Consider the following 26786-nt stretch of genomic DNA (forward strand, 5'->3'; position numbering starts at 1 on the left):
AGCCCTCCAGCGCCGATGGTACTGCACCCGACAGGGTGTGGGAGAGTAGGACACCGCCGAACATCCGTTACCGAAAGGGGACCCAATATACTGGGTCCCCTTTCGTGGTTTGTGTGAAAGGAATGACTGTGTCGGAGAGTGACGACGGACGTCGGTCCTTCCGCGGAGGCGGCGCCTCCAACAGCGATCGTGGCAGCGCCTCCAACAGCAATCGTGGCGGTGCGTCCAGCGGCGATCGTGGCGGCGCCGGCGGTTCGGGTCGTGGTGGCTCGACCGGTGGTCCCCGTCGCGATTCGCGCGACAACCGTGGCGGTGCCGGTGGCGATCGTCGCGGTGGCGGACCCCGTCGTGGTGGCGAGGGCGGCTTCGCGCCTCGCGGACGTGAAGGTGACCGTCCGCAGCGGCAGCAGGCCCGTCCGGACGAACCGGATCTGCCCGAGAACGTCGAGGCCGGCGAGCTCGATCCCGCGGTACGCCGCGACCTGCTGAGCCTGGACAAGACGAATGCGAACACGGTTGCGCGTCACCTGGTGATGGCCGGCAAGCTCGTCGACGACGATCCGCGACTTGCGCTCGCGCATGCTCGCGCCGCGCGCCAGCGTGCGGGCCGAATCGCCATCGTCCGTGAGGCCGCGGGTATCACCGCGTACCACGCCGGCGAATGGGCGGAGGCGCTGTCGGAGTTGCGCGCCGCTCGTCGCATGGCCGGTGGTCCCGGACTGCTCGCGGTGATGGCTGACTGCGAACGCGGTCTGGGCCGCCCGGAACGGGCAATCGAACTCGGGCGGAGCGAGGAAGCTGCTGCGCTGTCCGGTGACGAGGCAGCCGAACTGCGCATGGTGGTCGCCGGAGCGCGCATGGACCTCGGTCAGTTCGACCAGGCCGTGGTCACGCTGCAGACCCCCGATCTCGACGCCTCCCGGACCGGTCCCGGTGCCGCTCGCCTGTTCTACGCGTACGCCGATGCCTTGGTGGCCGCCGGTCGCATCGAAGACGGACTCAAGTGGTTCCTCAATTCCGCCGCGGCGGATCTCGAGGGTGACACCGACGCGGAGGAGCGTGTGGCCGAGCTGACCGGAGACGATCAGTGACGGCTCTGCGCGACGGTTACGACGCACTGCTGCTCGACCTCGACGGCACCCTGTACCAAGGGCCGCAGGAAATCCCCGGTGCGCGAGAGGCTTTGGCGGCCGGGCAGCAGTCCTGCTATTACGTGACCAACAACGCCAGTCGCCGGCCGGGTGAGGTCGCGGAACACCTGACGGAACTCGGTTTCGATGCCGACGAGTCGACGGTGGTGACGAGTTCACAGACCGCGGCCAGGCTGCTCGCGGAGAACGTCGCCCCCGATTCGCCGGTGCTCATCGTGGGCACCGAAGCGCTCGCCGACGAAGTCCGGAACGTCGGACTGCGTCCGGTGCGGTCGTTCGAGGACGCGCCCGCGGCTGTCGTCCAAGGACATTCGCCGACGACGGGATGGGCGATACTCGCCGAGGCGACCCTCGCGATCCGGGCAGGCGCGGTCTGGGTGGCGGCGAACCTGGACTCGACCCTCCCCACCGAACGCGGACTCGTCCTCGGCAACGGATCGATGGTCGCAGCGCTCCGCACGGCGACGTCCCGCGAACCACTCGTGGCGGGTAAACCGGCCGCGCCGCTGATGGAAGACGCGATGCGCCGCAGCAAGTGTGTGCGCCCGCTCGTCGTGGGCGACAGGCTGGACACCGACATCGAAGGCGCCAACAACGTCGGCCTCGATTCCCTGCTGGTGCTCACCGGCGTGAGCACCGCGGTCGACGTGCTGCGCGCCGCTCCGGAGCAACGGCCCACCTACCTGGCGTCCGAACTGGACGCGCTCAACCGGCCCGCCGAGGAATCCCTCATCGGTGAGGACAACCGGTGGTCCGTCGAGTTCGACGGCAGCGACCTGGTGATCGAACCGACAAGCGATTCCGCCGCGCCGGTGGATTCGGCTGCGCTGCTGCGGGCCGTGACCGCCGGCGCCTGGAAGTTCCCCGACTTCTCGCGGATCACGTCGACGACGCCCGCGGTGAGTGCGGTCGTCTCCGGCTGGGGTGCCTGAAACCCGGCAGACCCGCGTTGTCCGTCACGCGATTCGCTGTATGCGTATCGGAACGCGATGGACTAGCGTTGTGCCCGATGAGCACGCCAATACCGCGCCCGGGAGCCCATCTACCTGGGCCTCCTCAGAGTGTCGACCCCGAGAAGATCCACACGGAGGTCGACGGATTGTTGTCGCGGCTCGGAGCCGTCGAACCTGATCCTGACGACGAGCACGGCGTCGGGGTCATCCCACGCAAAGCCCATCTTCTCGAGAAGGCGCACGACGTGCTGGTGGAGGCGCTGGCCACCGTGGACAAGATCTGACGTGGCCCGTCGAGCACGGGTGGATGCCGAACTCGTTCGGAGGGGACTGGCCCGGTCCCGAGAGCACGCGCAAGAACTCATCGCCTCCGGCCGAGTACTGATCTCGGGAGCGGCAGCGACCAAACCGGCCACCGCAATCGAAGCGGGAACTCCGCTGCGGGTGGTCGAGCTCGACAACGAAGTGTCCTGGGCATCGCGCGGGGCGCACAAACTCCTCGGTGCGCTCGAGGCGTTCGGCCCCCGCGGACTCGAGGTCGAGGCCAAGCGCTGCCTGGACGCCGGCGCGTCCACCGGCGGCTTCACCGACGTGCTGCTTCACCACGGCGCGCGAGAGGTCGTGGCGGTGGACGTCGGATACGGCCAGCTGGTGTGGCGGCTGCAGTCCGACGACCGCGTCCACGTCGTCGACCGGACCAACGTGCGATCCATCGACGCCGAGCAGATCGGCGGCCCGGTCGATCTGGTGGTCGCGGACCTCTCGTTCATCTCCCTGAAGCTCGTCCTCCCGGCGTTCGTCGCCTGCGTGGCCGACGGCGCAGATCTGATTCCGATGGTGAAGCCGCAGTTCGAGGTCGGCAAGGACCACGTGGGCTCCGGTGGTGTGGTGCGTGACCCGGAGCTGCGCGTCGCCGCGGTACTGGATGTCGCGAAGACGGCAGCATCGCTGGGACTGCGTACCGTCGGTGCAGTGGCCAGTCCGCTGCCGGGACCGTCGGGGAACGTCGAGTACTTCCTGTGGCTCCGCGCGGATGTCACACCCGGGACGGATGATGTACCGGTCGAGTCGGTTGAAGAGTTGATCCGCACCGCGGTGCAGGAGGGACCACAGTGAGCGGGGGAAGCAGCGGCGCCCAGCAACGCGAGCGGGAGATCCTGCTCGTCGCGCACCCGGGCCGCGCCGAGATCACGGAGACCGCGCGGCGCGTCGGCAAGATCTTCGAGCGGGCCGGGATCGGACTGCGCGTCCTCGTCGACGAGGTCGACAGCACCCGCATCGAACCGATGGACGGCATGGCGGCCGACGAATTCCTGGTTCCCGGGCTGGAAGTCACCATCGTGCAGGCCGGCCCCGACGCCGCCCTCGGTTGCGAGATGGTGCTCGTCCTCGGCGGAGACGGGACGTTCCTCCGGGCAGCGGAACTCGCCCAGGCCGCGTCCATTCCGGTACTGGGTATCAACCTGGGCCGCATCGGGTTCCTCGCGGAAACGGAGGCCGAGCACCTCGACGAGGCGCTCGCCCAGGTGGTGCGTCGTGAATACCGCATCGAACACCGTATGACGCTGGACGTGCTGGTCCGTGTGGACGACGAGATCATCGAACGCGGCTGGGCGCTCAACGAGGCGAGCATCGAGAACCGGTCCCGGCTCGGTGTCCTCGAGGTAGTGCTCGAGGTGGACGGCCGCCCCGTGTCGGCCTTCGGCTGCGACGGCGTCCTCATCTCCACCCCGACCGGGTCGACGGCATACGCGTTCTCGGCAGGCGGTCCCGTGGTGTGGCCGGAACTGGAGGCCCTGCTGGTGGTCCCGAGCAATGCGCACGCGCTGTTCGCGCGCCCCCTCGTGACGAGCCCGAATTCGCTGATCGCGGTCGAGACGGTGGCAGGCAGCCACGACGGCCTGGTGTTCTGCGACGGTCGCCGGACCCTCGAGCTGCCCGCGGGCGCCCGCGTCGAAGTGGTGCGTGGCAAGGAACCCGTTCGTTGGATACGACTGGATTCGGCGCCGTTCGCGGACCGGATGGTGCGAAAGTTCGAGCTGCCCGTCACCGGGTGGCGAGGAAGGAAGCCCTAGACGTGCTGGCAGAGATCAGGATCGACAACCTCGGTGTGATCTCCGAGGCGTCGGCGCAATTCCATGAAGGTTTGACCGTGCTCACCGGTGAGACCGGTGCGGGCAAGACGATGGTGGTGACGAGCCTGCACCTGCTCAGCGGTGCGCGAGCGGACGCGGGCCGGGTGCGTCTCGGCGCGCCCCGTGCCGTGGTCGAGGGCCGGTTCATGACGGACGACGGCTCGGAGCACGTCGAACGTGCCGTGTCCCGGCTGCTCGAATCGACCGGCGCCGAGCGGGACGAGGACGGCACCATCATCGCGGTGCGGACCGTCGGCAGCGACGGACGGTCCCGCGCCCACCTGGGTGGGCGCAGCGTTCCGGCGGGCGTGCTGTCCGAGTTCACCGATCCACTGCTCACCGTTCACGGGCAGAACGATCAGCTGCGGCTCCTCCGGCCCGACCAGCAGTGCGCCGCCCTGGACAGGTTCGCGGACAAGACGGTCGGCCCGCTGCTGGCGCGGTACCGCAAGCACCGCGACGAATGGGTGACCGCACGGTCCGAACTGATCGAACGCACCGGGCGTACCCGGGAACTCGCGCAGGAAGCCGACCAACTGACGTTCGCCCTCAACGAGATCGACGGCATCGCGCCCACCCCGGGCGAGGACGAGTCGATCGTGTCGGAGGTGCGCAGGCTCAGTGAACTCGACTCGCTGCGCTCGGCGGCCGAGGAAGCGCACGCCGCGCTCGCCGGCGGCGACGACATGGACGGCGACGGTGTGGGCGCACCCGCGCTGGATCTGTTGTCCGAGGCGCGGGCCCGGATCGAATCGGCCACCGACCCCGAACTCGACGGGCTCGGACCGCGTCTCGCCGACGCGATCGCGGTGGTCACCGACGTCTCCGCCGACCTGACCACGTATCTCGCCGGGCTTCCCGCGGATCCGGGGGCGCTGGACTCCTTGCTGTCGCGGCAGGCGGAACTGAAGAACCTCACCCGCAAGTACGCCGCCGACGTCGACGGCGTACTGGAATGGGCAGACAACGCCCGTGCGAGGCTCGAGAAGATCGACGTGTCCTCCGATGCCTTGGCGGCGTTGACGAAGCAGGTCGAGGAGTCGGCGACGTCCACCGCGGAGGCCGCGTCGAAACTGACCGCGGCCCGCGTCAAGGCGGCGGCCAAGCTCGCCAAGGCCGTCAGTTCCGAACTCGCAGGTCTGGCGATGGGCCGGGCCGCTCTCGAGGTGTCGGTCCGGCCCCGGATCGCCGGACCGCAGGACACCGCCCCGCTCACCGTCGACGGGACGGAACTGCACGCGGGATCGTCCGGCGTCGACGAAGTGGAATTCCGGCTGTCGGCGCACAGCGGCGCTCAGTCGCTGCCCATCAGCAAGAGTGCGTCGGGTGGTGAACTCTCGCGCGTGATGCTGGCCCTCGAGGTGGTGCTCGCCGGGTCCGATTCGGGCGCGACGATGGTGTTCGACGAGGTCGACGCCGGCGTCGGCGGTCGGGCCGCGGTCGAGATCGGCCGGCGACTGGCCCGGCTCGCCCGGACACACCAGGTCATCGTCGTGACGCACCTGCCGCAGGTCGCGGCGTTCGCGGACACCCACCTGGTGGTCGACAAGGTCGACGACACGGACGGGGTCGTCAGCAGTGGTGTGCACACACTCACCGACGACGAACGGGTGGTGGAACTGGCGCGCATGCTCGCCGGACTCGACGACACGGAGACCGGTCGGGCCCACGCGGAGGAACTGTTGGCCACCGCCAACGCCGAGCGTTCCGTCTGACCCGTCGGCGGACCATCGGCCGCACCCGTGGTAATGGTGTGACTGATGTGGTAAACGGTTCGGCGCGCCTCCACAGGTCGGTCCTGCTTCCGGTCCATCATCGAACTCATGAAGATGCCGGCACTGCTGTCACGTAACACCGAAACTTTGCCTGGGGTCAGCGGCATCGCCAGGGTGGATCGCAACACGGCCAAGTTGCTGCGACGCGTCGGACCCGGTGACATCGTCGTTCTCGACGAGCTCGACCTCGATCGCGGGACCGCGGACGCCCTGGTGAAGGCAGGCGTTCTCGCAGTGATCAACGCGTCGCCGTCGATCTCGGGGCGCTATCCCAACCTCGGTCCGGAGGTGATCGTCGCCAACGGGATCCTCCTGGTGGATTCGGCCGGCGCCGAGATCTTCAAGAGCATCAAGGACGGCAGCAAGGTCCGGGTGAACGGGGGAGGTGTCTACTCCGGGGAACGGCGCATCGCCAAGGGCGACGAACAGACCGAGGCGGAGATCTCCGACCGGATGATCGAGGCGAAGACCGGTCTGGTCGACCACCTCGAGGCGTTCTCCGGCAACACCATCGAGTTCATCCGCACCGAGAGTCCGCTGCTGATCGACGGCGTCGGAGTCCCAGACGTCGACGTCGACATGAAGGAACGGCACGTCGTGATCGTGTCCGACGGCCCGGACCACGCCTCCGATCTGAAGAACCTCAAGCCGTTCATCAAGGAGTACTCGCCGATCCTCATCGGCGTCGGGGCAGGCGCCGACGTCCTGAAGTCGGCGGGCTACCGCCCGGATCTCATCGTCGGCGACCCCGAGGACATCACGAGCGCGACGCTCAAGTCGGGCGCCGAGGTGGTTCTTCCCGCCGACCAGGACGGTCACGCACCCGGTCTGTCACGGATCCAGGACCTCGGCATCGGAGCGATGACGTTCCCCGCCTCCGGATCCCCGTCCGACCTGGCGCTGCTGCTGGCCGATCATCACGGTGCGTCGCTGATCGTCACGGTCGGGAGCACCGTCTCCCTCGACGAATTCTTCGACCGCGGCCGCCGCGACAGCAACCCGTCGGCATTCATGACCCGCCTGAAGGTCGGGCCGAAACTGGTGGACGCGAAGGCTGTGGCGACCCTGTACCGGAGCCGGGTGTCGGGCGGTGCGATCGCGCTGCTCGTACTGGCCGCACTGGTCGCGGTGATCGTGGCCCTGGTGGTGTCGAACATCGGTGGTGAGGCACTGGACTGGGCCGTCGCGACATGGAACAGCTTCGCGTTGTGGGTCCAGGGGTTCTTCAAGTGATTTCTCTGCGTCAACATGCCATTTCCATAGCAGCGATCTTCCTGGCTCTGGCAATCGGCGTGGTGATGGGTTCCGGCCTGTTGTCGAGCGGTCTCGTCTCGGGGCTGCGCGACGACAAGGCCGACCTGCAGACCGACGTGGAGAAGGCGAACGAACGCAACAACCAGCTGACCGAGCAGTTGAACTCGGCGGACGGCTTCGATTCCGCGGTCGGCGGCCGCGTGGTGGCCGACTCTCTCGCGCAACGCACCGTGATGGTCGTGACGACCCCGGATGCCGACCCCGCCGACCTCGACGGGGTCAACCGCATGATCGCGCAGGCCGGTGGGTCGGTGACCGGCCGGGTGTCGTTGACCGATTCGTTCGTGGACGCCACGGGCGGTGACCGGCTGCGGACAGTGGTCAACAACGTGATCCCTGCGGGTGTCACGTTGAAGACCGGGGCCGTCGACCAGGGCAGTCTCGCCGGCGACCTGCTGGGCTCGGTCCTCATGCTCGGCAAGGAGACGGGCCAGCCGCAGAGTTCCGCGCAGGAGATGGCGCTCGCCCTCGAGACCCTCCGCGGGGCGGGATTCGTCAGCTACAACGACGGTGCGGTCCAACCGGCACAGGTCGCGGTGGTACTGACCGGAGATCGCGACGTGGAGGACGGTGTCAGCGGCAACCGCGGTGCGGTGGTGGCCCGGTTCGCGGGTGCGCTGGATTCGCGCGGTGCCGGGGCGGTTCTCGCCGGGCGCCCGGCCTCGGCGCAGGGCAACGGTGCGGTCGCCGTGGCGCGGGCCGACGCTGCCCTCTCCGCGACGCTGACCACGATCGACAACATCGACCGGGAAGCGGGCAAGATCACCGTTCCGCTCGCACTGCAGGAGCAACTGAACGGCAGCGCCGGCCGGTACGGCACCGGGCCCGGCACCACCGGAGTCACCGTGGGGGCCACCCCGGCGTAGCGCGCGTCACATCGGGGCGGGCAATCGCGGCGCGTTGTTTCCGGGACGTACGACAAGGTGTTACCGTGAAGTCCCGTGGGTCGGCAGGCCCCAGCATTGCTCGAACAGACCAAGCCCTGCACAGTCGTCACGGGAGCCCCTTTGCCACAGTCACGCACTCATTCGCGTACCGCTACCAAGCACATCTTCGTGAGCGGCGGCGTCGCCTCCTCACTCGGCAAGGGCCTCACAGCCTCGAGCCTCGGGCAATTGCTCACCGCGCGGGGAATGCGCGTGACCATGCAGAAACTGGATCCGTATCTCAACGTCGATCCGGGCACGATGAACCCCTTCCAGCACGGTGAGGTCTTCGTCACCGAGGACGGCGCCGAGACCGACCTCGACGTCGGTCACTACGAGCGCTTCCTCGACCGCGACCTGTCCGGTCAGGCGAATGTGACCACCGGCCAGGTGTATTCGACGGTCATCGCCAAGGAGCGGCGCGGCGAATACCTCGGCGACACCGTCCAGGTCATCCCGCACATCACGGACGAGATCAAGAGCCGGATCCTCGCCATGAGCGGACCGGACCTCCAGGGACACCAGCCCGACGTCGTCATCACGGAGATCGGTGGCACCGTCGGTGACATCGAGTCGCAGCCGTTCCTCGAGGCCGCCCGTCAGGTGCGCCACGACGTCGGTCGGGACAACGTCTTCTTCCTCCACGTCTCTCTGGTGCCGTACCTGGCGCCGTCGGGTGAGCTCAAGACGAAGCCCACCCAGCACTCGGTCGCGGCCCTGCGGAACATCGGTATCCAGCCCGACGCGCTGATCCTGCGCTGCGACCGCGAGGTTCCCCCGGCGCTGAAGAACAAGATCGCGCTCATGTGCGACGTCGACGTCGACGGCTGCATCTCGACCCCCGACGCGCCCTCGATCTACGACATCCCGAAGGTGCTGCACAGCGAGGGCCTCGACGCGTACGTGGTGCGTCAGTTGGGTCTGCCGTTCCGTGACGTGGACTGGACGGTGTGGGGCAACCTGCTCGAGCGCGTCCACCAGCCGCGCGAAACCGTGCGGATCGCCCTGGTCGGAAAGTACGTCGACCTGCCGGACGCCTACCTGTCTGTCACCGAGGCGCTGCGTGCCGGTGGGTTCGCGAACCGCTCGAAGGTGGAAATCTCCTGGGTGCCGTCCGACGCGTGTGAGACGGAGGCGGGCGCGCAGGCCGCCCTGGGCGACGTCGACGGCGTGCTGATTCCCGGTGGCTTCGGAATCCGCGGTATCGAGGGCAAGCTCGGCGCGATCCGGTACGCGCGCCACCGGAAGATCCCGCTGCTCGGACTGTGTCTCGGCCTGCAGTGCGTCGTGATCGAGGCCGCGCGCAGCGTGGGTCTCGACGACGCCAACTCCGCCGAGTTCGAGCCCGAGACCACGCACCCCGTGATCTCCACGATGGCCGACCAGGAAGACGTCATCGCCGGCGAGGCGGACCTCGGCGGCACGATGCGCCTCGGCGCGTACCCCGCCGTCCTGACGAAAGGGTCCGTCGTCGCCCGCGCGTACGGCAGCGAAGAGGTGTCGGAGCGCCACCGTCACCGCTACGAGGTCAACAACGCGTACCGCGACCGGATCGCGAAGAGCGGACTCCGGTTCAGCGGAACCTCGCCCGACGGTCACCTCGTCGAGTTCGTCGAATACCCGGCCGACCAGCACCCGTTCTTCGTCGCGACGCAGGCGCACCCCGAACTGAAGAGCCGTCCGACGCGTCCGCACCCGCTGTTCGCGGCGTTCGTCGACGCGGCGCTGAAGCACAAGCTCGAAGAGCGGCTTCCCGTCGACGTGCACGGCGAGGAGCGGGCCGCCGCCGTCGCCACCGATGACGAACTCGCCGACTCCGCCGACCGCGACGAGGTCGCGTCCGTCGACAGCGCGGGATAGGGCGAGACCGACCATGACGGACACCGGCCGGCACGAATTCGAGACTCTCGACTCGCGCGCCGTCTACAGCGGCGCGATCCTCGCCCTGCGGGTGGATCACGTCGCGATGCCGGACGGCCGGACCGCCGAACGTGAGGTGGTCGAGCACCACGGCGCCGTCGCCGTCGTGGTGCTCGACGACGAGGACCGGGTCGTCCTGATCCACCAGTACCGGCACCCGGTGGGGCGCCGGTTGTGGGAGATACCAGCGGGCCTGCTGGACGAGCCGGGGGAGGACCCCGTCGACGCCGCCGGGCGCGAGCTGGCGGAGGAGACCGGACTCGGAGCCCGTCGCTGGTCCGTTCTCGTGGACGTCGTTCTCTCGCCCGGGTTCACGGACGAGTCGGTGCGCGTGTTCCTCGCCGAGGACCTGTACGACGTGGACCGGCCCGATCCGGAGGACGAGGAAGCCGACCTCGAGATCGAGCGGATTCCACTCGACGAGGTCGTGTCGATGGTGCTGAACGGGACAATCGTGAACGCCACGGCCGTAGCCGGTGTGATGGCCCTCGCCGCTGCCCGGTCCCGGCCGGGCGGTCTCGGCGAACTCCGCGACGTGACCGCGCCCTGGGTCGATCGCCCCGACAGGTTCAGCGAGAGAAAACGCTCGCGCGCCGCCGGGGACGAGGCCGCGCGGGCATGACATGGTGATTGCGCGGCAGGTGGATTCGTACCTCGACCACCTGGCCGTCGAGCGCGGAGCTGCCCGCAACACCCTCGGTTCGTACCGCCGCGACCTCGAGCGGTACACAAAGTTCCTCGCCGACCGGGAGGTCACCGACATCGGGCGCATCCGCGAACAGGATGTCAGTGACTTCGTGATCGCTCTGCGAGCCGGCGACCAGGCTCGCGAACTGCCGCCGCTGGCCGCGAGCTCGGCGGCCCGCGCCCTGATCGCGGTGCGCGGATTCCACCGGTTCGCCGCGGCCGAGGGGATGACCGCCGTCGACGTCGCCCGGGACGTGCGGCCGCCGTCGCCGGCGAAACGGCTCCCCAAATCGCTGCCGGTCAACGAGGTGCTGGCGCTGCTGGAGGCGGTCGGAGGCAGCGGACCCGCAGACGGACCGCGGGCGGTCCGCGACCGCGCGCTGCTCGAGCTGCTGTATTCGACGGGCGCCCGCATCTCCGAAGCCGTCGGCCTGGATGTCGACGACGTCGACACCGAGACCCGGTCGGTGCTGCTGCGGGGCAAGGGGGGCAAGCAGCGGGTGGTCCCGGTGGGCCGGCCCGCCGTCGAATCCCTCGACGCCTACCTGATCCGGGGCCGGCCGGCACTGGCTTCACGCGGAACACCCGCGCTGTTCCTCAATGTCCGCGGCGGACGGCTGTCCCGCCAGAGCGCGTGGAAGGTGCTGCAGACCGCGGCGGACGCGGCGGGCATCTCGTCGGCGGTGTCGCCGCACACACTCCGTCACTCGTTCGCGACCCACCTGCTCGACGGCGGCGCCGACGTCAGGGTCGTCCAGGAGCTGCTGGGACATACCTCGGTGACGACCACCCAGATATATACGCTGGTGACAGTGGGTGCGCTGCGCGAGGTGTGGGCCGGAGCGCACCCCCGGGCAAGGTGACGGAAAGCGTGTCGAGGGGAAAATTCACGGTACGAGGCGGTAGCGTTCGTATAACGATGTGGGATCGGCAGCGATCATCGAGAGAACAGGGGATCATCGGACCGTGGTGACACCGCAGCCGCCAGCGGCGGAGTCAGAGCACTCGCAACAGGAGGGCGACATGTTCGACGTGCGGCAGACCGAACCCGCAGCCTTGTTCGAGGACGCTGCCGTGGTCGTGGAGGAAGAGCTCGGCCCCACGGGGCGGCCGACGCGCGAGGTGCCGGAACCGGCCCCGTTGCCCTCGCACGGCCCGGCCAGGATCATCGCGATGTGCAACCAGAAGGGTGGCGTCGGCAAGACGACGTCGACGATCAACCTGGGAGCGTCGCTGGCCGAATTCGGCCGACGTGTCCTGCTCGTCGACCTCGATCCCCAGGGGGCGCTGTCCGCGGGGCTCGGCGTCGCGCATCACGACCTCGACCTGACCGTCCACAATCTGCTCGTCGAACCCCGTGTCGCGATCGACGATGTCCTGATGCGGACACGCGTCGAGGGCCTCGACCTCCTGCCGAGCAACATCGACCTGTCGGCGGCGGAGATCCAGCTCGTCACCGAGGTCGGGCGGGAACAGACGCTCGGACGTGTGCTGCACCCGGTGCTCGACCGGTACGACTACGTACTGATCGACTGCCAGCCTTCCCTCGGTCTGCTCACGGTGAACGCGCTGGCCTGCGCGGACTCGGTGATCATCCCGATGGAGTGCGAGTACTTCAGCCTGCGCGGCCTGGCGCTGCTCAACGACACGGTCGAGAAGGTTCACGACCGGCTCAACCCGCGGCTCGAACTCGCCGGCATCGTCGTGACGATGTTCGACTCGCGGACCCTGCACGCGCGTGAGGTGATGGCCCGTGTGGTGGAGGTGTTCGGGGATCTCGTCTACGACACCGTGATCAACCGCACCGTCCGCTTCCCCGAGACCTCGGTCGCCGGGGAGCCGATCACCACCTGGGCGCCGAAATCGACCGGCGCCGAGGCGTACCGTGCTCTGGCACGCGAGGTCATTCACCGGTCCGGCCGGTAAGTGGTGAATACGCAAGACATTTCGGCTCCACCGCAGACCGAGGGCTCGCTGACCCCGGTATCGCAGGCCGAGGATCAGCAGGCGCCCGTGGTCAAGCCCGGCTTCCGGGTGACGCTGCGGAATTTCGAGGGGCCGTTCGACCTGCTCCTCACCCTGATCAACCAGCGACAGCTGGACGTCACGGAAGTCGCGCTTCACCAGGTGACGGACGACTTCATCGCCTACACCCGCACGCTGGGCGCGGAGATGGGTCTCGATCAGACCACCGAATTCCTGGTGGTCGCGGCGACACTGCTCGATCTGAAGGCGGCCCGTCTGCTCCCCGCGGGGCAGGTGGAGGACGCCGAGGATCTCGCGCTCCTCGAGGCGCGCGACCTGCTGTTCGCCCGGCTGCTGCAGTACCGCGCGTACAAGCAGGTGGCGCAACTGTTCGGTGAGCTCGAGGCGGCCGCGCTGCGCCGGTACCCGCGGTCGGCGGCACTGGAGGACCAGTTCACCCAGTTGCTGCCGGAAGTGTTGCTCGGTGTCGACCCGCAGCGGTTCGCGGAGATCGCCGCAACCGTGTTCACACCCCGCCCGAAGCCCACCGTGGGACTGGACCATCTGCACGACATGCACGCGGTGTCGGTGCCGGAACAGGCGGCGAGGATGCTGGAACTGCTCCGCGAACGAGGGGCCGGGGAGTGGGCGACCTTCGGCGACCTGGTCTCGGAGTGCGAGGTGACGGCCCTGATCGTGGCAAGATTCCTCGCGCTGCTCGAGCTGTATCGCGAGCAGTCGGTGTTGTTCGAACAGCCCGAGCCGCTCGGGGAATTGCTGGTGAGCTGGACCGGGGAGGGCACACACGCCCCGGTGACCGAGGAGGATTACGGATGAGTTCGGCCCCGTTCGACGAGTCGGACGACCAGGGCGCCGTCGACGCAGAACCCGAGCTGTCGGACACCGAACTCGAAGCTGTCCTCGAGTCGCTGCTGCTGATCGTCGACTCTCCCGCCGGTGCCGAACAGCTCTCCTCCGCGACCGGCGCTTCTGTGAATCGCATCACGGACGTGCTGAACCGCATGTCCGCCGAGCTCACCGCCCGTGGGAGCGGGATGGACCTCCGATATGCCGGTGACGGTTGGCGTCTCTACACGCGCACCGCGTACGCGCCCTACGTGGAACGACTCCTGCTCGACGGTGCCCGGTCCAAACTGACGAGGGCGGCGTTGGAAACTCTGGCCGTGGTGGCATACCGTCAACCGTTGACCCGCGCACGGATCAGTGCGGTGCGCGGCGTCAACGTGGATGGTGTGGTGCGCACACTTCTCGCTCGCGGATTGATCGCCGAAGCCGGCGTCGATCCCGATACCAACGCCACGCAGTATTCGACGACGGAGCTCTTCCTGGAACGGCTCGGCTTGGCGTCTCTCGCCGATCTTCCCGCCTTGGCCCCGCTGTTGCCGGACGTGGATCTGATAGATGACATCAGTGACAGTCTGGAATCTGACCCACGATTTGCGAGAATGAATAAAGCTACGGCTTCCACAGAAGAGTTGGACACCGGGCTGGACACCGAAGACTGACAGGGATAGTACAAAAGTGAAGAAACCCGCTCGCCGAGATGGCACACCGGATCGCAACAACAACAACAAGAAGCAGCGCCCCACCAGGTCGGAGACCGGGGGTCGCTCGGACAGGTCGGAAGCCGGAGGGCGACCGAGCCGCTCCGAGACCGATCGGCGTCCGACCAGGTCGGACTCCGTCAAGGGCAAGTCGGGCAGGCCCGACGCCGCGGCCGCGAAGAACAAACGCGGCAAGCCCAAGTCGGCCAAGCCGCAGCGCGCCCAGGCCCAGGCGCCCAAGATCAGCAACGCCAAGCCTGCCCGGCACCAGTACGCCGACGCCGCCGATCGGCCCGCCGGCCCGCCGCAGGGCGACGGCATGCGACTGCAGAAGGTTCTCGCCCAGGCCGGCGTCGCGTCGCGCCGTGCGGCCGAGGAACTGATCTCGCAGGGTCGCGTCGAGGTCGACGGCCGCATCGTCATCGAACAGGGACTGCGCATCGACCCCGAGAACGCGGTCGTGCGTGTGGACGGCGTCCGCGTCGTCGTGCAGAAGGACCTGGTTCACCTCGCGCTGAACAAGCCCCGCGGCTGGCAGTCGACGATGTCGGACGACCTCGGGCGCCCGTGCGTCGGCGACATCGTCTCCGAGCGGGTCGCCGCAGGTCAGCGGTTGTTCCACGTCGGTCGACTGGACGCCGACACCGAGGGACTGCTGCTGCTCACCAACGACGGTGACCTGGCGCACCGGCTGATGCACCCGTCCTTCGAGGTGTCGAAGACGTACCTGGCGACCGTGTCGGGTGCCCTCGAACGCGGCGTCGGAAAGAAGCTCAAGGAGGGTGTCGAGCTGGACGACGGACCGGCGAAGGTCGACACGTTCACGCTCCTCGACATCAACGAGGGCAAGTCGCTCGTCCGCGTCACCCTGCACGAAGGCCGCAAGCACATCGTGCGCCGCCTGTTCGAGGCCGTGGGACACCCCGTCATCCGGCTCGTCCGGACGGACATCGGCGCGGTCGCTCTCGGCGACCAGCGTCCCGGCACGCTCCGCGTACTCGGTCGAGGCGAGGTCGGCGGTCTCTACGGGGCGGTGGGCCTGTGAGTACGTCGTCGCTGGTCGTCGCGATGGACGGCCCGTCCGGAACCGGGAAGTCGAGCGTCTCGCGGATGCTCGCGCAGCGGCTCGATGCCCGATACCTCGACACCGGCGCCATGTACCGGATCGCGACGCTGCATGCGCTGCGCAAGGGCGTGGACCTCACCGATCCCGCAGCGATCGCCGACGCGACCGCGGGTCTGCCGTGGTCGATCGGCACCGACCCGTCGGGCGAGCAGGTTTTGCTCGACGGGGAGGACGTGGGGGAGGAGATCCGCGGCGACGCGGTGACCAAGGCCGTCTCGGCGGTCTCCGCCGTTCCCGCCGTGCGTGAACTGCTCGTCGCGGCGCAGCGTCGTCTCGCGGGCGAGGCCGAACGGATCGTCGTCGAGGGTCGGGACATCGGCACCGTCGTGATCCCGGACGCCGACGTGAAGATCTACCTCACCGCCTCGGCGGAAGCCCGGGCACAGCGCAGGAATGCGCAGAATCTCGCGGAAGGACGAGGCGACGACTACGCGGCCGTGCTGGCCGACGTGCAGCGTCGTGACCACCTCGACTCCACGCGCGCCGTGTCGCCGCTGCGGCCGGCCGACGATTCCGTGCTGGTCGACACCAGCGAACTCGGAATCGACGACGTGATCGGCAGGTTGCTGCTGGTGGTAAGCGAAAGAACTGGAGCAGGGCAGTGACCGAACAATTCACCACCGAGTTTGCAGGCGACGGCACCTGGAGTGAGGAATCCGACTGGGAGGTCCTGGACCTCGAAGACGGCGGCGACGGAGAGTCCCACGTCCCGGTTCCCACCCTCGCAGTGGTCGGGCGCCCGAACGTCGGCAAGTCGACGCTCGTCAACCGGATCATCGGCCGCCGCGAAGCCGTGGTCGAGGACATTCCCGGTGTGACCCGTGACCGCGTCTCCTACGAGGCGAACTGGAGCGGCCGCCGCTTCATGGTGCAGGACACCGGCGGCTGGGAACCCGACGCCAAGGGTCTGCAGCAATCGGTGGCCCGGCAGGCGGAACTGGCGATGCAGACCGCGGACGCGATCCTCCTCGTCGTCGACGCCGTCGTCGGCGCCACCGCAACGGACGAGGCCGTGGCCAAGGTGCTGCGCCGGTCCAAGACCCCGGTTCTGCTGGTCGCCAACAAGGTGGACGACGGCCGCACCGAATCCGAGGTGGCCGCACTGTGGTCGCTCGGTCTCGGACAGCCGCACTCGGTGAGCGCCACGCACGGCCGCGGCACCGGCGATCTCCTCGACGAGGTGCTCGCCGCCCTCCCGGAGACCCCGCGTGAAGGCATCCCCGGCGGCGGGCCGCGACGCGTGGCTCTGGTCGGGAAGCCGAACGTCGGGAAGTCGAGCCTGCTGAACAAGCTGTCGGGCGACGAGCGTTCGGTGGTCCACAACGTCGCGGGCACCACCGTCGATCCGGTCGACTCGATCGTGGAGCTCGGCGGCAGGCCGTGGCGTTTCGTCGACACCGCCGGTCTGCGCAAGCGGGTCAGCCACGCCAGCGGCGCCGAGTTCTACGCGTCGCTGCGGACGAAGAGCGCCATCGAGGCCGCCGAGGTCGCGATTCTGCTGATCGACGCATCCGAGCCGATCTCGGAGCAGGACCTGCGCGTGCTGAGCATGGTGGCCGACGCCGGCCGGGCCCTCGTCATCGCGTTCAACAAGTGGGATCTCGTCGACGAGGACCGGCGCCTCCAGCTCGACCGGGAAGTCGATCGGGACCTGGTGCGGGTGCCGTGGGCGCAGCGCGTCAACATCTCGGCGCAGACGGGGCGCGCGGTGCAGAAGCTCGTCCCCGCCCTGGACACCGCACTGGAGTCCTGGGACAAGCGGATTCCCACGGGCCGGCTCAACACCTGGCTCAAGGAAGTCGTCGCCGCGACGCCGCCGCCGATGCGCGGTGGCCGGCTGCCTCGCGTGATGTTCGCCACGCAGGCCGGAACACGTCCGCCGACGTTCGTGCTGTTCACGACGGGGTTCCTGGAGGCGGGCTACCGCCGGTTCCTGGAGCGGCGTCTGCGCGAGGAGTTCAATTTCGACGGCAGCCCAGTCCGCATCTCGGTGCGGGTGCGGGAAAAGCGTGAGCGGCGAAATCGTTGATCCGACAGAATGCGCTCTGACCAGGCGATTAGCGTTACGGACTGCCCCTGATGTAATCTCATCGAGCACCTGAACGAGGGTGTGGACGGGCTGTGGCGCAGCTTGGTAGCGCACTTGACTGGGGGTCAAGTGGTCGCAGGTTCAAATCCTGTCAGCCCGACCAGATGATCAGCGAAGGCGGTTTCCCGGAAACGGGAAACCGCCTTTTCTGTGTCTCCGGCCCCGCGCATTCCGGGTCTCCGACACCATGCGGGACTCAATCCGTGACGATGACCGGGTCGCCGATCTTGGCGTTGTCGTAGAACCACCGTGCGTTCTCGGTGCTGAGATTGATGCAGCCGTGGCTGACGTTCTCGAAGCCCTGCGAGTTCACCGACCACGGTGCGGCGTGCACGAAGATCCCGCCCCAGGTGATGCGGGTGGCGTACTCGACGTAGAGACGGTAGCCCTCCTCGTCATCGATCGGGACGCCGTACGTCGACGAATCCATGATCATGTCGCGGAACTGCTCGATGACGGGGAACGTCCCGAGCGGTGTCTCGTATCCGGGTTTGCCCATCGACGCCGGCATGGTCTGCACGACCTGGTCGTTGATGCTGACGGTGAACTGGTGGGTCGTCGTGTTCGCGACGGCGACGAGTGCGTCACCCACCTGGAACTGCGACCTCGCGCCCGCCGCCTCGACGGTCACCCGGGTGTCGGCCGGCCAGAAGTGGTCCGGGGTCCACTGCACGGTGCGGTCGTCGATCCAGGAGAACTGGCCGGGCACGGGTTTCGAGGGGGTGATCTGGACACCACGCTCGGCGAGCGCGCGATCGGACACCGGTGACGCGAACCGGACGACGACAGGATGCGCGATGCCGACGACCTGCCCGCTCGCGGGGGAGAGTGTCGGCGCCACGACCTTCCCGGTGACTGCCGGGGAATGCGCCGACGCGGTGGCGCTCACTCCGCACACGGCCAGAGCCGCGAGCACCGAGACGAGAAACAGACGTCCGACCTGCTGTGCTTTCCACATGCCGTCCAGCCCTTCAGAGACTGTGAGCGTCATTTCAGTTAACCACGGCGATATCGGACAGCGGAACCAGGGAAACTGGATGCATTACGCGCATCACGGGCCACGGACGAGGCATCCGCCGTCACATCGGCCGCGTTTCGCCGGTCACACAGTTGACAGACCGCGACGGAAGGACGTGACCGATGAACGACAACGACATGCTGGCGCAGCAGTTCGAGGCGCATCGCACACACCTGCGGGCGGTGGCCTACCGGATGCTCGGCTCGATCGGCGAGGCCGAGGACGCCGTGCAGGAATCCTGGCTGCGACTGAGCCGCACCGACGCCGGCACCGTCGAGAACCTGGGCGGCTGGCTGACGACGGTAGTGGCACGGGTGTGCCTGAACATGCTGCAGTCCCGCAGGTCACGGCGGGAAGATCCCCTGGATGCGGCAGTGCCCGACCCGATCGTGACCCGGGCGGACAGCAGTGACCCCGAACATGAGGCGGTGCTCGCCGATTCGGTCGGTCTCGCGCTGCTCGTGGTCCTCGGCACGCTCACTCCTGCGGAGCGACTGGCATTCGTGCTGCACGACATGTTCGCGGTGCCCTTCGAGGACATCGCTCCGATCGTGGAGCGAACCCCGGCGGCCGCCCGGCAACTGGCCAGCCGCGCACGCCGGCGTCTGCAGGGAGCCCCCGTTCCCGACACCGATCCGGTCCGCCAGCGTGCGGTCGTCGACGCGTTCCTGGCGGCCGCGAGGAGCGGCGACTTCGACGCGCTCGTGGCCGTGCTCGATCCGGATGTCGTGCTCCGCGCCGATACCGGAGCGTTGCCGACGGGAGCCTCCACGATGGTGCGCGGCTCGGAGACGGTCGCGGGCCGGGTCCTCGGGTTCGCCCGGCTGGCTCGGTTCGCGCATCCGGCGCTCGTCAACGGTGCCGCCGGAGTGGTCGCGATCTCCGACGGGCAGCTGCTGTCGGTCATGGGCGTCACGATCCGGCGCGGGAAGATCGTCGAGATCGACATCCTCGCCGACCGCGAGCGCCTCGCCGGGCTCGTCGTCGAGAACCTCGACTGACGAGCCCACCGGGGTCAGTTCGTGCGGTGCTCGGCGTCTCCGTGTGCGTTGCCGGTGCGCAGGCCGATCAGGGCCGCGGCGACGAGGAAGATGCTGCCGGTCAGCAGCGCCCGCTGGAAGCCGAGGGTGAGTGCCTCGGGCACAGGCGAATTCGCTGCGAGCAGATGCTGTGAATGTGACGTGGCGATCGCGGCGAAGATCGCGAGACCGAGTGCGCTGCCGACTTGCTGTGAGGCGTTCAGCAACGCTGCCGCGAGCCCTGCCTCGCCGGCAGGCACACCGGCGTTGGCTGCGGTCGTGACGCCGACGAAGACGGCGCCGAGACCGAACGACACGATCATCAGTCCGGGCAGCAGATCGCTGAGATAGGAGCCGTCGACGGGGATCCGGGACAGCAGGTAGAGGCCGGCCGAGGCCACCAGCGCTCCCGCGACGACGACGGGACGGGTTCCGGTCCGGGTGAGCACCTGGGACGAAATCCCGGCGGCGACACCGACGCCCAGGCAGAGCGGGAGGTAGGCCGCACCGGTCTGGATGGGGGAGTAGCCGAGAACGGTCTGCATGTAGAGAGTCAGGAAGAAGAACATCGCGATGAGACCCGCAAAGGCGATCAGCCCCGTGACATTCGCGGCTGCCAGACCCTTGACGCGGAAGATCGACAGCGGCAGCAGGGGGTGCGGGCTGCGCTGCTCGTTGATCACGAACGCCACGATCAGCACGAATGCACCGGCGAACCCGGCGATCGTGCGGGCGCTGCCCCAGCCCTGGTCGGGTGCCGTCACCAGGGCGTAGACGAGCAACAGCATCCCGCCGGTGCCGAGCACACTGCCCGCGACGTCGAAGTTCGCGAACCGGGCGCGGCGCCGGTCGCCGGGAATGAGCGCGAAGACCGCCGGAAGCACGAGCGCGCACGCGACCGGGTTGACGAACAGCACCCATCGCCAGCCCGGCCCCTCGGTGAGCACGCCGCCGAGAAAAACACCGACGGCGGAAGCGAGACCGCCCACCCCGGCCCAGACGCCGAGCGCGGTATGCCGCTCGGGGCCCTCCTCGAACGTCGTCGTCAGAATCGACAGCGCGGCCGGAAGCATCAGTGCCGCACCGACACCCTGCGCGAGTCGCGCCCCGATCAGGACTTCCGCGCTTCCGGCGAACCCGCCGATCAGCGACGACAACCCGATCACGACGGTGCCGGTGACGAGCACGCGACGGCGACCGAGCAGGTCGGCCAGGCGGCCGCCGAGCAGCATGAATCCGCCGTAGGTGAGGAGGTACGCGCTCGGTACCCATTGCAGTTCCTGAACCGAGATGTCCAGGTCGCTGCGCATGTCGGGCAGGGCGATGTTGACGATGGATGCGTCGACGAAGTCGAGAAATGCCACGGCGCACAACAGCGTCAGCGTGAGTGTGCCGCGGGCGGTGGAGAGAAACGGGCGTGCCGGGGTCGATCGCCCGGCCCGGGAGGTGTCGCTGACCGAGATGTCCATGTCGAAGCCTTCCTGGTCCTTGCGGGGAGACGCCGCGTTGCGCGCCGTCACTTCTATGACCGTCGGCCCGGTGGCGATGTGACCGCGCCGCGACTGCGTCGCGAGTACTGTCGGAACCCGGCAGGTCACGGAAACGGGAGGCTGGCATGGCTGGACGGTTCGAAGGCACTGTTGTGGTCAATCGCCCCATCGAGGAAGTGTTCGAGTACCTCGCCGCCGGGGTCAACGACCGGGACTTCAGTCCCCGGGTGCAGGAGATCGTGAAGAAGACGGACGGTCCGCCGGGCGTCGGCACCATCTTCGTCAGTACCGTCAAGGACGCCGGGATGACCACGAAACGGGAGTTCGAGATCACCGAATTCGAGGTGCCACGGAAGATTCGCTGGGCGGAGCGTTCGAAGAATTCCATCACCGCGAAAGACGGTGGTTACGACCTCGAACCCTCGGGTGCAGGCACCAAGGTGACGATCTTCAACGTGCTGGAGGGTCACGGAATCGGAAAGCTGATCGCACCTCTCGCCCTTCGGGCGGCCCGGAAGGACGCACCCGATTTCGCGCAGCGGATCAAGGCCGCCGCGGAGAAGTGACCGGCCCTACGGTGCCGGAATGACGAGCGCCAGCACCTGATCGACGTTGTCCGCGAGGCTGTCCGCCGCGGTGTCGTCGCCCGACAGATACCGTGCGAGGCTCTGCTGGAACAGTCCGTCGAAGACCGCGTACATGGTGGCCGGGGCGATGGTGATCGTGCGCCCCGCCAATTCCGCGTACCGGGACACGATGCGCCAGATCATGTTTTCGAGACTCTTGTCGATCGCGGCGACGTCTGCTCGGAACGACTCCTCGAACAGCGACTGCGAGCGGAGGTCGTACCAGAGGCGATGCATGGTGGCCTCGTCGCGGAGCGAATCCACCAGCACCCGGCCGAATCCCGCCTTCAACTCCTCGGGAGTCTGCGCTGTGGCGACCACGCCGTCGTATCGCGTGACGCACCGGGCCTTGTAGTGCCGCACGCAGTGCGTGATCAGATCGACCTTGTCGCTGAAGTAGTAGTGCAGGACGCCGTGGGAGAACTCGGAGTTCTGGGCGATCTCCCGGAGGCTGGTGCGGGCGTAGCCGAGTTCCGAGAGAGTCTGCAACGCGGCCTCGGCGAGCTGATCCCGGCGCTCGGCGAACTTGTCGACCTGGCGGCGCGAGACCCGGTCGGCGTTCTTCTCGGCGACGGGTGTCACGGCATTCTTCCTGTTCGGCTCACATGATCCAGCACGGTGTGCATCAGTCTAGCCCGCATTCCTTGACGACTGTGTAACAAAAACTTGACAGTCGTCAAGAGAATTCTTGACAGTCGTCCAAAGTCGAATACTCTGTGATCCACACCACATTGCGGACTCGATCTCGTGACGTGGTTTCCGCGAATCGTCTCGTACGAAGGCAGGTCGGAATGAGCGTGAGTGATCTTGCAGGACGGAAAGCGCTGGTCACCGGTGGTGCGAAGGGGTTGGGTGCCGGTATGGCTGCCGCCCTCGCCGACGCCGGTGCGGCGGTCGTGATCGGCGACGTCCTCGAGGAGGAAGGGCGCGCGACTGCCGACTCCGTCGGGAAGTCTGGTGTCACCACCGGATTCGTGAAACTCGACGTCACCGACGACGGCAACTGGGAGCGCGCCGTCGCTGCCACGGTGGAGCAACTCGGCGGATTCGACCTCCTCGTCAACAACGCGGGCATCGAGATCTCGTCACTCGTGGTCGACATCGATCCCGCCGACATCCGCCGGATGTGCGACGTCAACATTCTCGGTGTCGCGCTCGGTCTGAAACACGGTCTGCGCGCCATGCGTCCCGGAGGCGCGGCGGGGGCGGGCGGGGCGATCGTCAACGTCTCCTCGGTGGCCGCGACGATCCCGTTCCCGGGCATCGCCGGGTACTCCGCCACCAAGTCGGCTGTCGACCGGCTGACCCGGGTCGCGGCCCAGGAGGCAGGCAAGCTCGGGTACGGCGTCCGCGTGAACTGCGTGTACCCCGGGCTGGTCGCCACGGAGATGGGACTCGGGCTGGCCGCCGACATGGAGAGGCTCGGACTGTGGCCCAGCGCCGACGCCGCGGTCGCCGACGTGATCGGCCTGACGCCGCTCGGGCGACTCGGCGAGGTCGCGGACATCGCCGACACCGTCGTCTTCCTGGCCTCCGACGCCGCTCGTTTCGTCACCGGAATCGGCCTGCCGGTCGACGGTGGCATGGGCATGTAACCGATCCCCCGGACTTTTCTCCCATTCTGAAAGGCACGTCATGACCGACAAGAAGCCCGTCATCGTCTACGGAGTCTCCGGTTACACCGGGCGGCTCGTGTGTGAATACCTGCGCGAGTTCAACATTCCGTTCATCGCTGCGGGGCGGGACAAGAAGCGGATCCAGGAAGTGCTCGACCGCATTCCCGGGCTGGACACCGTCGACCACGAGGTGGTCGAGGTGGAGCACACCGTCCCGGCTCTGACCGAACTGTTCAGCGGCGCACGGGTTGTCAGCAATATGGTCGGCCCGTTCATCAAGCACGGCGCCGTCGTCGTCGAGGCGGCTCTCGCCGCGGGTTGTCACTACACCGACACGACCGGTGAGCAGGACTGGGTTCTGGACGTGCAGGCGAAGTTCGGCGACAAGTTCGCGGAGAAGGGGCTGCTGCTGTCTCCGGGCGTCGCGCAGATGTACACCACCGGTGAGATCGCCGCGAACATCGCGCTGGAGACGCCGGGGTTGGACACTCTCGACATCCTGGTGTTGTGGAAGGGTTTTCCCACCTACGCCTCGACGCAGACGATCTTCACGATCCTCAAGGCCGACTGGTACTACCTCGAACAGAACCGGTACGAGAAGTGGGACCCCGGTACCACATTCGAGGTCGTGGTGCCGGGACAGCACCAGATGGCCCTCGCGCTGCCGTGGGGCGGCACCTGTCATCCCGTGTGGTTCAAGGACGATCCGCGGGTCGCGAACGTAAAGGCAGCAGGCGGCGTGTTCGACCGTTCCGTGATGGAGGGTGTCGTCGCGACGCAGAAGATGGTCGAGGAGCAGATCAAGACCCTTCCCGCGGACGAGCAGGACGCGGCGCTCGCGGAGATCGCCGGCTCCGTGCAGGCGGGCATGCCGCCGAGGGAGAACCCGCGCGTCAACACGTCGCTCGACTCCGTGTACGCGTCGGGCCCGCTGGGTCGGGCGCACTGCGTCATCCACGGAAACTGCAACTACAAGCAGACGGGGCTCCTGCAGGCGTACGCCGCGTACTCCCTGTTGCAGCAACCCCCGAAGCGAACCGGTCTCGCGTCGGCGTGCCAGGCGTTCGGGCACCGCGAACTCCTGGGAATCCTGCGCAGCTTCGGTCTCGTGATGGAGCCGGTTCTCACCGTGCAGAGCTGACCGTCCCGGCCGCGACTTCGAGGAGGACCGCACCATGCGATTGACCGACTACCTCGACAAGGGTGCCTCGCTCGGACCGTCGTCGCCGTGCCTGACGATGGGCGACCGGACACTGACGTACGCCGATGTCCAGGACCTGAGCCGGCGCGTCGCGGCCGCGCTGGCACGGTCGGGGATCGCCGCGGGCGACAAGGTGGCCGTCCTGTCCGGCAACGACCCCACGGCGTTCTCCTGCGTGTTCGGGATCAGCCGGGCGGGTGCGGTGTGGTGCCCGATCAACCCGCGGAACGAGGCGGCGGAGAATCGGGACCTGCTCGACCTCTTCGACTGTCGCTGCCTGATCTTCCAGGAGGCGTTCGCGCCCTTGGTCGATCGGATCCGGCAGCAGTTGCCGCTGCTGACGACCCTCGTGTGTCTCGACGGCGACGAGGAGTACGCCCACCCGTTCGACGACTGGCTGGGTACCGAACGTCTCGACGCCGAGCCCGTCGACGACCTCGCGCTGATCGTCGGCACCGGCGGGACGACGGGGAAGCCGAAGGGGGTGATGCTCACCGGCCGGAACATCGAGACGATGTCTGCGCTGACCCTGATGAGCTACCCGTTCGACGGCAGACCGGTCTACCTCGCCCTCGCGCCGTTGACGCACGCGGCCGGTGTCCTGTGTTTCCCGATCCTCACCCTCGGCGGGCGGGTGGTCATCATGCCCGCGCCCGACCTGGGGCAGTTCCTCGCGCACATCGACCGGGACCGGGTCACCCACACCTTCCTTCCGCCGACCCTGATCTACATGCTGCTGGAGCACGCAGACCTGGAGACGACGGACCTGAGTTCGCTGCAATGCTTCTGGTACGGCGCGGCGCCGATCTCGCCGACCCGGCTCGAAGAAGCGCTGACCCGCATCGGGCCGGTGATGGCCCAGCTGTTCGGGCAGAGCGAGGCGCCGATGATGATCGCGACGATGGCGCCGAAAGACCATTTCCGTGCGGACGGCTCGGTCGCGACCGCCCGGCTGAGCTCCGCGGGCAGGCCCTCCCCGCTGGTCACCGTCGCGATCATGGACGGGCAGGGGACGCTGCTGCCTTCCGGTGAGCGAGGCGAAGTGGTCGTGCGCAGTTCGCTCGTCATGACGGGGTACTACAAGAATCCCGTTGCTACGCAGGAGGCGTCGGCGCACGGCTGGCATCACACGGGCGACGTCGGGTACCTCGACGACGACAACTTCCTGTACATCGTCGACCGGGCCAAGGACATGATCATCACCGGCGGATTCAACGTCTATTCCGTCGAAGTGGAACAGGCGCTCATGGCGTACCCCGGAATCCAGGACTGCGGGGTGATCGGGCTCCCTGACGAGAAATGGGGCGAACGTGTCGTCGCCGTCGTCCAGTCCCGAGCCGGAACACCGATCGAGACCGACGCACTCACGGCGTTCGTGAAAGCGCGCATCGGCAGCGTGAAGACCCCGAAGGACATCCTGGTCTGGCCCGATCTGCCCCGTTCCAAACTGGGGAAGGTCCTCAAGAACGAGATCAGGCAGCAGCTGCTCGGCTGACGGCCGGCGCGGGGTTGGAAACGCGGGGGATCGGAGCGTGGGTTTCGCCGCGACTGGCGATACTGTCGGGTGATGGTGAATGGGCACGCACTGAGCAGGGAACGGCTCGCCGACGCGCTGGCACGCTTCGAACCACGGATCGTGGACCCGACGAATCGGCGGTCCGCGGCGGTCGTGATCGCCGTGATGAACGACGGCGCCGACGGTCAGGCAGTTCCGCTGACCATGCGCCCGAGCAAGATGCGTGCGCATCCGGGGCAGTTCGCGTTGCCCGGCGGCGGAGTGGATCCGGGGGAGACCGGGGAGGACGCCGCCCGGCGTGAGCTGCACGAGGAACTCGGCCTCGACGTCGAGCCGTCCGCGGTGCTCGGCAGGCTCGACGACTACGTCACCCGCTCCGGGTACGTCATCACACCGTTCGTCGTGTGGTCGGACCAGCCGATCACGTCGCTCGTCCCCAATCGGGAGGAAGTGGCGGAAGTGTTCTCGGTGGGCGTTCCCGAGATCGACGCGGAGCCGCGGTTCGTCGAGATCCCCGAATCGTCGAAACCGGTGATCCAATGGCCGTTCCGGCGTCACCTCGTGCACGCCCCGACAGGCGCGGTCGTGTACCAGTTCCGGGAGGTCGCGCTGCACGGCAGGCACACCCGGATCGACGGTTTCGACCAGCCGGTCTTCGCCTGGCGTTAGCGAGACCATATCGACCGGCGGGCAC

At 68.0% G+C, this 26786-nt stretch carries 25 protein-coding genes, 1 tRNA gene and 1 pseudogene; 24 read left to right on the forward strand and 3 right to left on the reverse strand.

Annotated elements, in window-relative coordinates; translation table 11 throughout:
* Positions 1 to 122 precede the first annotated feature (122 nt).
* From CJ177_RS29385 to CJ177_RS29465, 18 genes are all read left to right on the forward strand, one after another.
* Positions 123 to 1091: a M48 family metallopeptidase gene (locus CJ177_RS29385; RefSeq protein WP_082764322.1), complete on the forward strand. Its 969-nt coding sequence runs from the start codon at positions 123 to 125 to the stop codon at positions 1089 to 1091.
* Positions 1088 to 2083, forward strand: coding sequence for an HAD-IIA family hydrolase (locus CJ177_RS29390; protein WP_005243203.1), 996 nt, complete (start codon positions 1088 to 1090; stop codon positions 2081 to 2083). Before CJ177_RS29385 ends, CJ177_RS29390 begins: the two co-directional genes overlap by 4 nt.
* Positions 2084 to 2160: 77 nt before the next feature.
* Positions 2161 to 2388 carry a hypothetical protein gene (locus CJ177_RS46840; RefSeq protein ID WP_043943807.1) on the forward strand — a complete coding sequence of 76 codons (228 nt, stop codon included), beginning with the start codon at positions 2161 to 2163 and terminating at the stop codon, positions 2386 to 2388.
* A 1-nt stretch (position 2389) separates the two neighbouring features.
* Positions 2390 to 3220, forward strand: a complete 831-nt coding sequence (locus CJ177_RS29395; protein WP_025432834.1) for a TlyA family RNA methyltransferase — start codon at positions 2390 to 2392, stop codon at positions 3218 to 3220.
* Entirely contained in the window at positions 3217 to 4179 is a 963-nt protein-coding gene (locus CJ177_RS29400; protein WP_005243189.1) for an NAD kinase, read from the forward strand. The genes CJ177_RS29395 and CJ177_RS29400 overlap by 4 nt, the downstream gene beginning before the upstream one ends.
* Before the next feature lie 2 nt (positions 4180 to 4181).
* On the forward strand, positions 4182 to 5954 hold the full coding sequence (gene recN, locus CJ177_RS29405) for a DNA repair protein RecN (protein ID WP_005243187.1): 1773 nt from the start codon (positions 4182 to 4184) through the stop codon (positions 5952 to 5954).
* 108 nt (positions 5955 to 6062) lie between these two features.
* On the forward strand, positions 6063 to 7247 hold the full coding sequence (steA, locus tag CJ177_RS29410) for a putative cytokinetic ring protein SteA (RefSeq protein ID WP_005243185.1): 1185 nt from the start codon (positions 6063 to 6065) through the stop codon (positions 7245 to 7247).
* Entirely contained in the window at positions 7244 to 8194 is a 951-nt protein-coding gene (locus CJ177_RS29415; protein WP_095869253.1) for a copper transporter, read from the forward strand. Before steA ends, CJ177_RS29415 begins: the two co-directional genes overlap by 4 nt.
* Before the next feature lie 141 nt (positions 8195 to 8335).
* Positions 8336 to 10114: a CTP synthase gene (locus CJ177_RS29420; protein WP_025432832.1), complete on the forward strand. Its 1779-nt coding sequence runs from the start codon at positions 8336 to 8338 to the stop codon at positions 10112 to 10114.
* Positions 10115 to 10127: 13 nt separating this feature from the next.
* A complete protein-coding gene (locus CJ177_RS29425; RefSeq protein WP_005243172.1) occupies positions 10128 to 10796 on the forward strand; it encodes an NUDIX hydrolase in 669 nt (222 codons plus the stop codon).
* A gap of 1 nt (position 10797) precedes the next feature.
* Positions 10798 to 11724, forward strand: coding sequence for a site-specific tyrosine recombinase XerD (gene xerD / locus CJ177_RS29430; protein WP_095869254.1), 927 nt, complete (start codon positions 10798 to 10800; stop codon positions 11722 to 11724).
* 58 nt (positions 11725 to 11782) lie between these two features.
* Complete coding sequence (locus tag CJ177_RS29435; protein WP_005243170.1) at positions 11783 to 12787, forward strand: ParA family protein; 1005 nt, start codon at positions 11783 to 11785, stop codon at positions 12785 to 12787.
* Positions 12788 to 13663, forward strand: a complete 876-nt coding sequence (locus CJ177_RS29440) for a ScpA family protein (RefSeq protein WP_005243169.1) — start codon at positions 12788 to 12790, stop codon at positions 13661 to 13663.
* Positions 13660 to 14352 carry an SMC-Scp complex subunit ScpB gene (gene scpB, locus CJ177_RS29445; protein ID WP_005243162.1) on the forward strand — a complete coding sequence of 231 codons (693 nt, stop codon included), beginning with the start codon at positions 13660 to 13662 and terminating at the stop codon, positions 14350 to 14352. The genes CJ177_RS29440 and scpB overlap by 4 nt, the downstream gene beginning before the upstream one ends.
* A 16-nt stretch (positions 14353 to 14368) precedes the next feature.
* Positions 14369 to 15436: a pseudouridine synthase gene (locus CJ177_RS29450; protein ID WP_005243158.1), complete on the forward strand. Its 1068-nt coding sequence runs from the start codon at positions 14369 to 14371 to the stop codon at positions 15434 to 15436.
* Positions 15433 to 16122, forward strand: coding sequence for a (d)CMP kinase (gene cmk / locus CJ177_RS29455; RefSeq protein ID WP_005562874.1), 690 nt, complete (start codon positions 15433 to 15435; stop codon positions 16120 to 16122). The genes CJ177_RS29450 and cmk overlap by 4 nt, the downstream gene beginning before the upstream one ends.
* Positions 16119 to 17546, forward strand: a complete 1428-nt coding sequence (gene der / locus CJ177_RS29460; RefSeq protein ID WP_005243157.1) for a ribosome biogenesis GTPase Der — start codon at positions 16119 to 16121, stop codon at positions 17544 to 17546. The genes cmk and der overlap by 4 nt, the downstream gene beginning before the upstream one ends.
* Positions 17547 to 17632: 86 nt before the next feature.
* Positions 17633 to 17709 (forward strand) — tRNA-Pro (locus CJ177_RS29465).
* Between the two features lie 93 nt (positions 17710 to 17802).
* On the opposite strand, the gene CJ177_RS29470 is transcribed toward CJ177_RS29465, so the two are convergent.
* Positions 17803 to 18597: a L,D-transpeptidase family protein gene (locus CJ177_RS29470; protein WP_005243155.1), complete on the reverse strand. Its 795-nt coding sequence runs from the start codon at positions 18595 to 18597 to the stop codon at positions 17803 to 17805.
* 149 nt (positions 18598 to 18746) lie between these two features.
* Here CJ177_RS29470 and CJ177_RS29475 point away from each other — a divergent pair, with 149 nt between their 5' ends.
* Positions 18747 to 19625, forward strand: a complete 879-nt coding sequence (locus tag CJ177_RS29475; protein ID WP_095869255.1) for a sigma-70 family RNA polymerase sigma factor — start codon at positions 18747 to 18749, stop codon at positions 19623 to 19625.
* Positions 19626 to 19843: 218 nt separating this feature from the next.
* Here the strand turns inward: CJ177_RS29475 and CJ177_RS29480 are convergent.
* Positions 19844 to 21112: pseudogene (locus CJ177_RS29480) on the reverse strand (MFS transporter); the annotation flags it as partial.
* A 146-nt stretch (positions 21113 to 21258) separates the two neighbouring features.
* Here CJ177_RS29480 and CJ177_RS29485 point away from each other — a divergent pair.
* Positions 21259 to 21699, forward strand: coding sequence for an SRPBCC family protein (locus CJ177_RS29485; protein ID WP_095869256.1), 441 nt, complete (start codon positions 21259 to 21261; stop codon positions 21697 to 21699).
* 6 nt (positions 21700 to 21705) lie between these two features.
* Here CJ177_RS29485 and CJ177_RS29490 read toward each other — a convergent pair whose 3' ends face one another.
* Positions 21706 to 22341: a TetR/AcrR family transcriptional regulator gene (locus CJ177_RS29490; protein WP_005243146.1), complete on the reverse strand. Its 636-nt coding sequence runs from the start codon at positions 22339 to 22341 to the stop codon at positions 21706 to 21708.
* A 209-nt stretch (positions 22342 to 22550) separates the two neighbouring features.
* On the opposite strand from CJ177_RS29490, the gene CJ177_RS29495 reads away from it, so the two are divergent.
* From CJ177_RS29495 to CJ177_RS29510, 4 genes are all read left to right on the forward strand, one after another.
* Complete coding sequence (locus tag CJ177_RS29495; RefSeq protein ID WP_005243144.1) at positions 22551 to 23354, forward strand: SDR family NAD(P)-dependent oxidoreductase; 804 nt, start codon at positions 22551 to 22553, stop codon at positions 23352 to 23354.
* Positions 23355 to 23394: 40 nt separating this feature from the next.
* Positions 23395 to 24516 (forward strand): DUF5938 domain-containing protein, encoded by a 1122-nt coding sequence (locus tag CJ177_RS29500; RefSeq protein ID WP_095869257.1) that lies wholly within the window; start codon positions 23395 to 23397, stop codon positions 24514 to 24516.
* 34 nt (positions 24517 to 24550) lie between these two features.
* Positions 24551 to 26071: a long-chain fatty acid--CoA ligase gene (locus CJ177_RS29505; RefSeq protein WP_005243139.1), complete on the forward strand. Its 1521-nt coding sequence runs from the start codon at positions 24551 to 24553 to the stop codon at positions 26069 to 26071.
* A 72-nt stretch (positions 26072 to 26143) separates the two neighbouring features.
* A complete protein-coding gene (locus CJ177_RS29510; protein WP_025432828.1) occupies positions 26144 to 26761 on the forward strand; it encodes a CoA pyrophosphatase in 618 nt (205 codons plus the stop codon).
* Positions 26762 to 26786: the final 25 nt, after the last annotated feature.

Source organism: Rhodococcus sp. ACPA1, from assembly GCF_002300195.1.
In the GTDB taxonomy this organism is placed as follows: domain Bacteria; phylum Actinomycetota; class Actinomycetes; order Mycobacteriales; family Mycobacteriaceae; genus Rhodococcus_F; species Rhodococcus_F opacus.

Excerpts from the sequence above, each read along its gene's own strand:
- steA (WP_005243185.1), top strand. The coding sequence starts at position 6,063 with ATGAAGATGCCGGCACTGCTGTCACGTAACACCGAAACTTTGCCTGGG.
- CJ177_RS29500 (WP_095869257.1), top strand. The coding sequence starts at position 23,395 with ATGACCGACAAGAAGCCCGTCATCGTCTACGGAGTCTCCGGTTACACC.
- CJ177_RS29470 (WP_005243155.1), bottom strand. The coding sequence starts at position 18,597 with ATGACGCTCACAGTCTCTGAAGGGCTGGACGGCATGTGGAAAGCACAG.
- xerD (WP_095869254.1), top strand. The coding sequence starts at position 10,798 with ATGGTGATTGCGCGGCAGGTGGATTCGTACCTCGACCACCTGGCCGTC.
- scpB (WP_005243162.1), top strand. The coding sequence starts at position 13,660 with ATGAGTTCGGCCCCGTTCGACGAGTCGGACGACCAGGGCGCCGTCGAC.
- CJ177_RS29495 (WP_005243144.1), top strand. The coding sequence starts at position 22,551 with ATGAGCGTGAGTGATCTTGCAGGACGGAAAGCGCTGGTCACCGGTGGT.
- CJ177_RS29425 (WP_005243172.1), top strand. The coding sequence starts at position 10,128 with ATGACGGACACCGGCCGGCACGAATTCGAGACTCTCGACTCGCGCGCC.
- CJ177_RS29385 (WP_082764322.1), top strand. The coding sequence starts at position 123 with ATGACTGTGTCGGAGAGTGACGACGGACGTCGGTCCTTCCGCGGAGGC.
- CJ177_RS29485 (WP_095869256.1), top strand. The coding sequence starts at position 21,259 with ATGGCTGGACGGTTCGAAGGCACTGTTGTGGTCAATCGCCCCATCGAG.
- CJ177_RS29505 (WP_005243139.1), top strand. The coding sequence starts at position 24,551 with ATGCGATTGACCGACTACCTCGACAAGGGTGCCTCGCTCGGACCGTCG.
- CJ177_RS29510 (WP_025432828.1), top strand. The coding sequence starts at position 26,144 with ATGGTGAATGGGCACGCACTGAGCAGGGAACGGCTCGCCGACGCGCTG.
- CJ177_RS29475 (WP_095869255.1), top strand. The coding sequence starts at position 18,747 with ATGAACGACAACGACATGCTGGCGCAGCAGTTCGAGGCGCATCGCACA.
- CJ177_RS46840 (WP_043943807.1), top strand. The coding sequence starts at position 2,161 with ATGAGCACGCCAATACCGCGCCCGGGAGCCCATCTACCTGGGCCTCCT.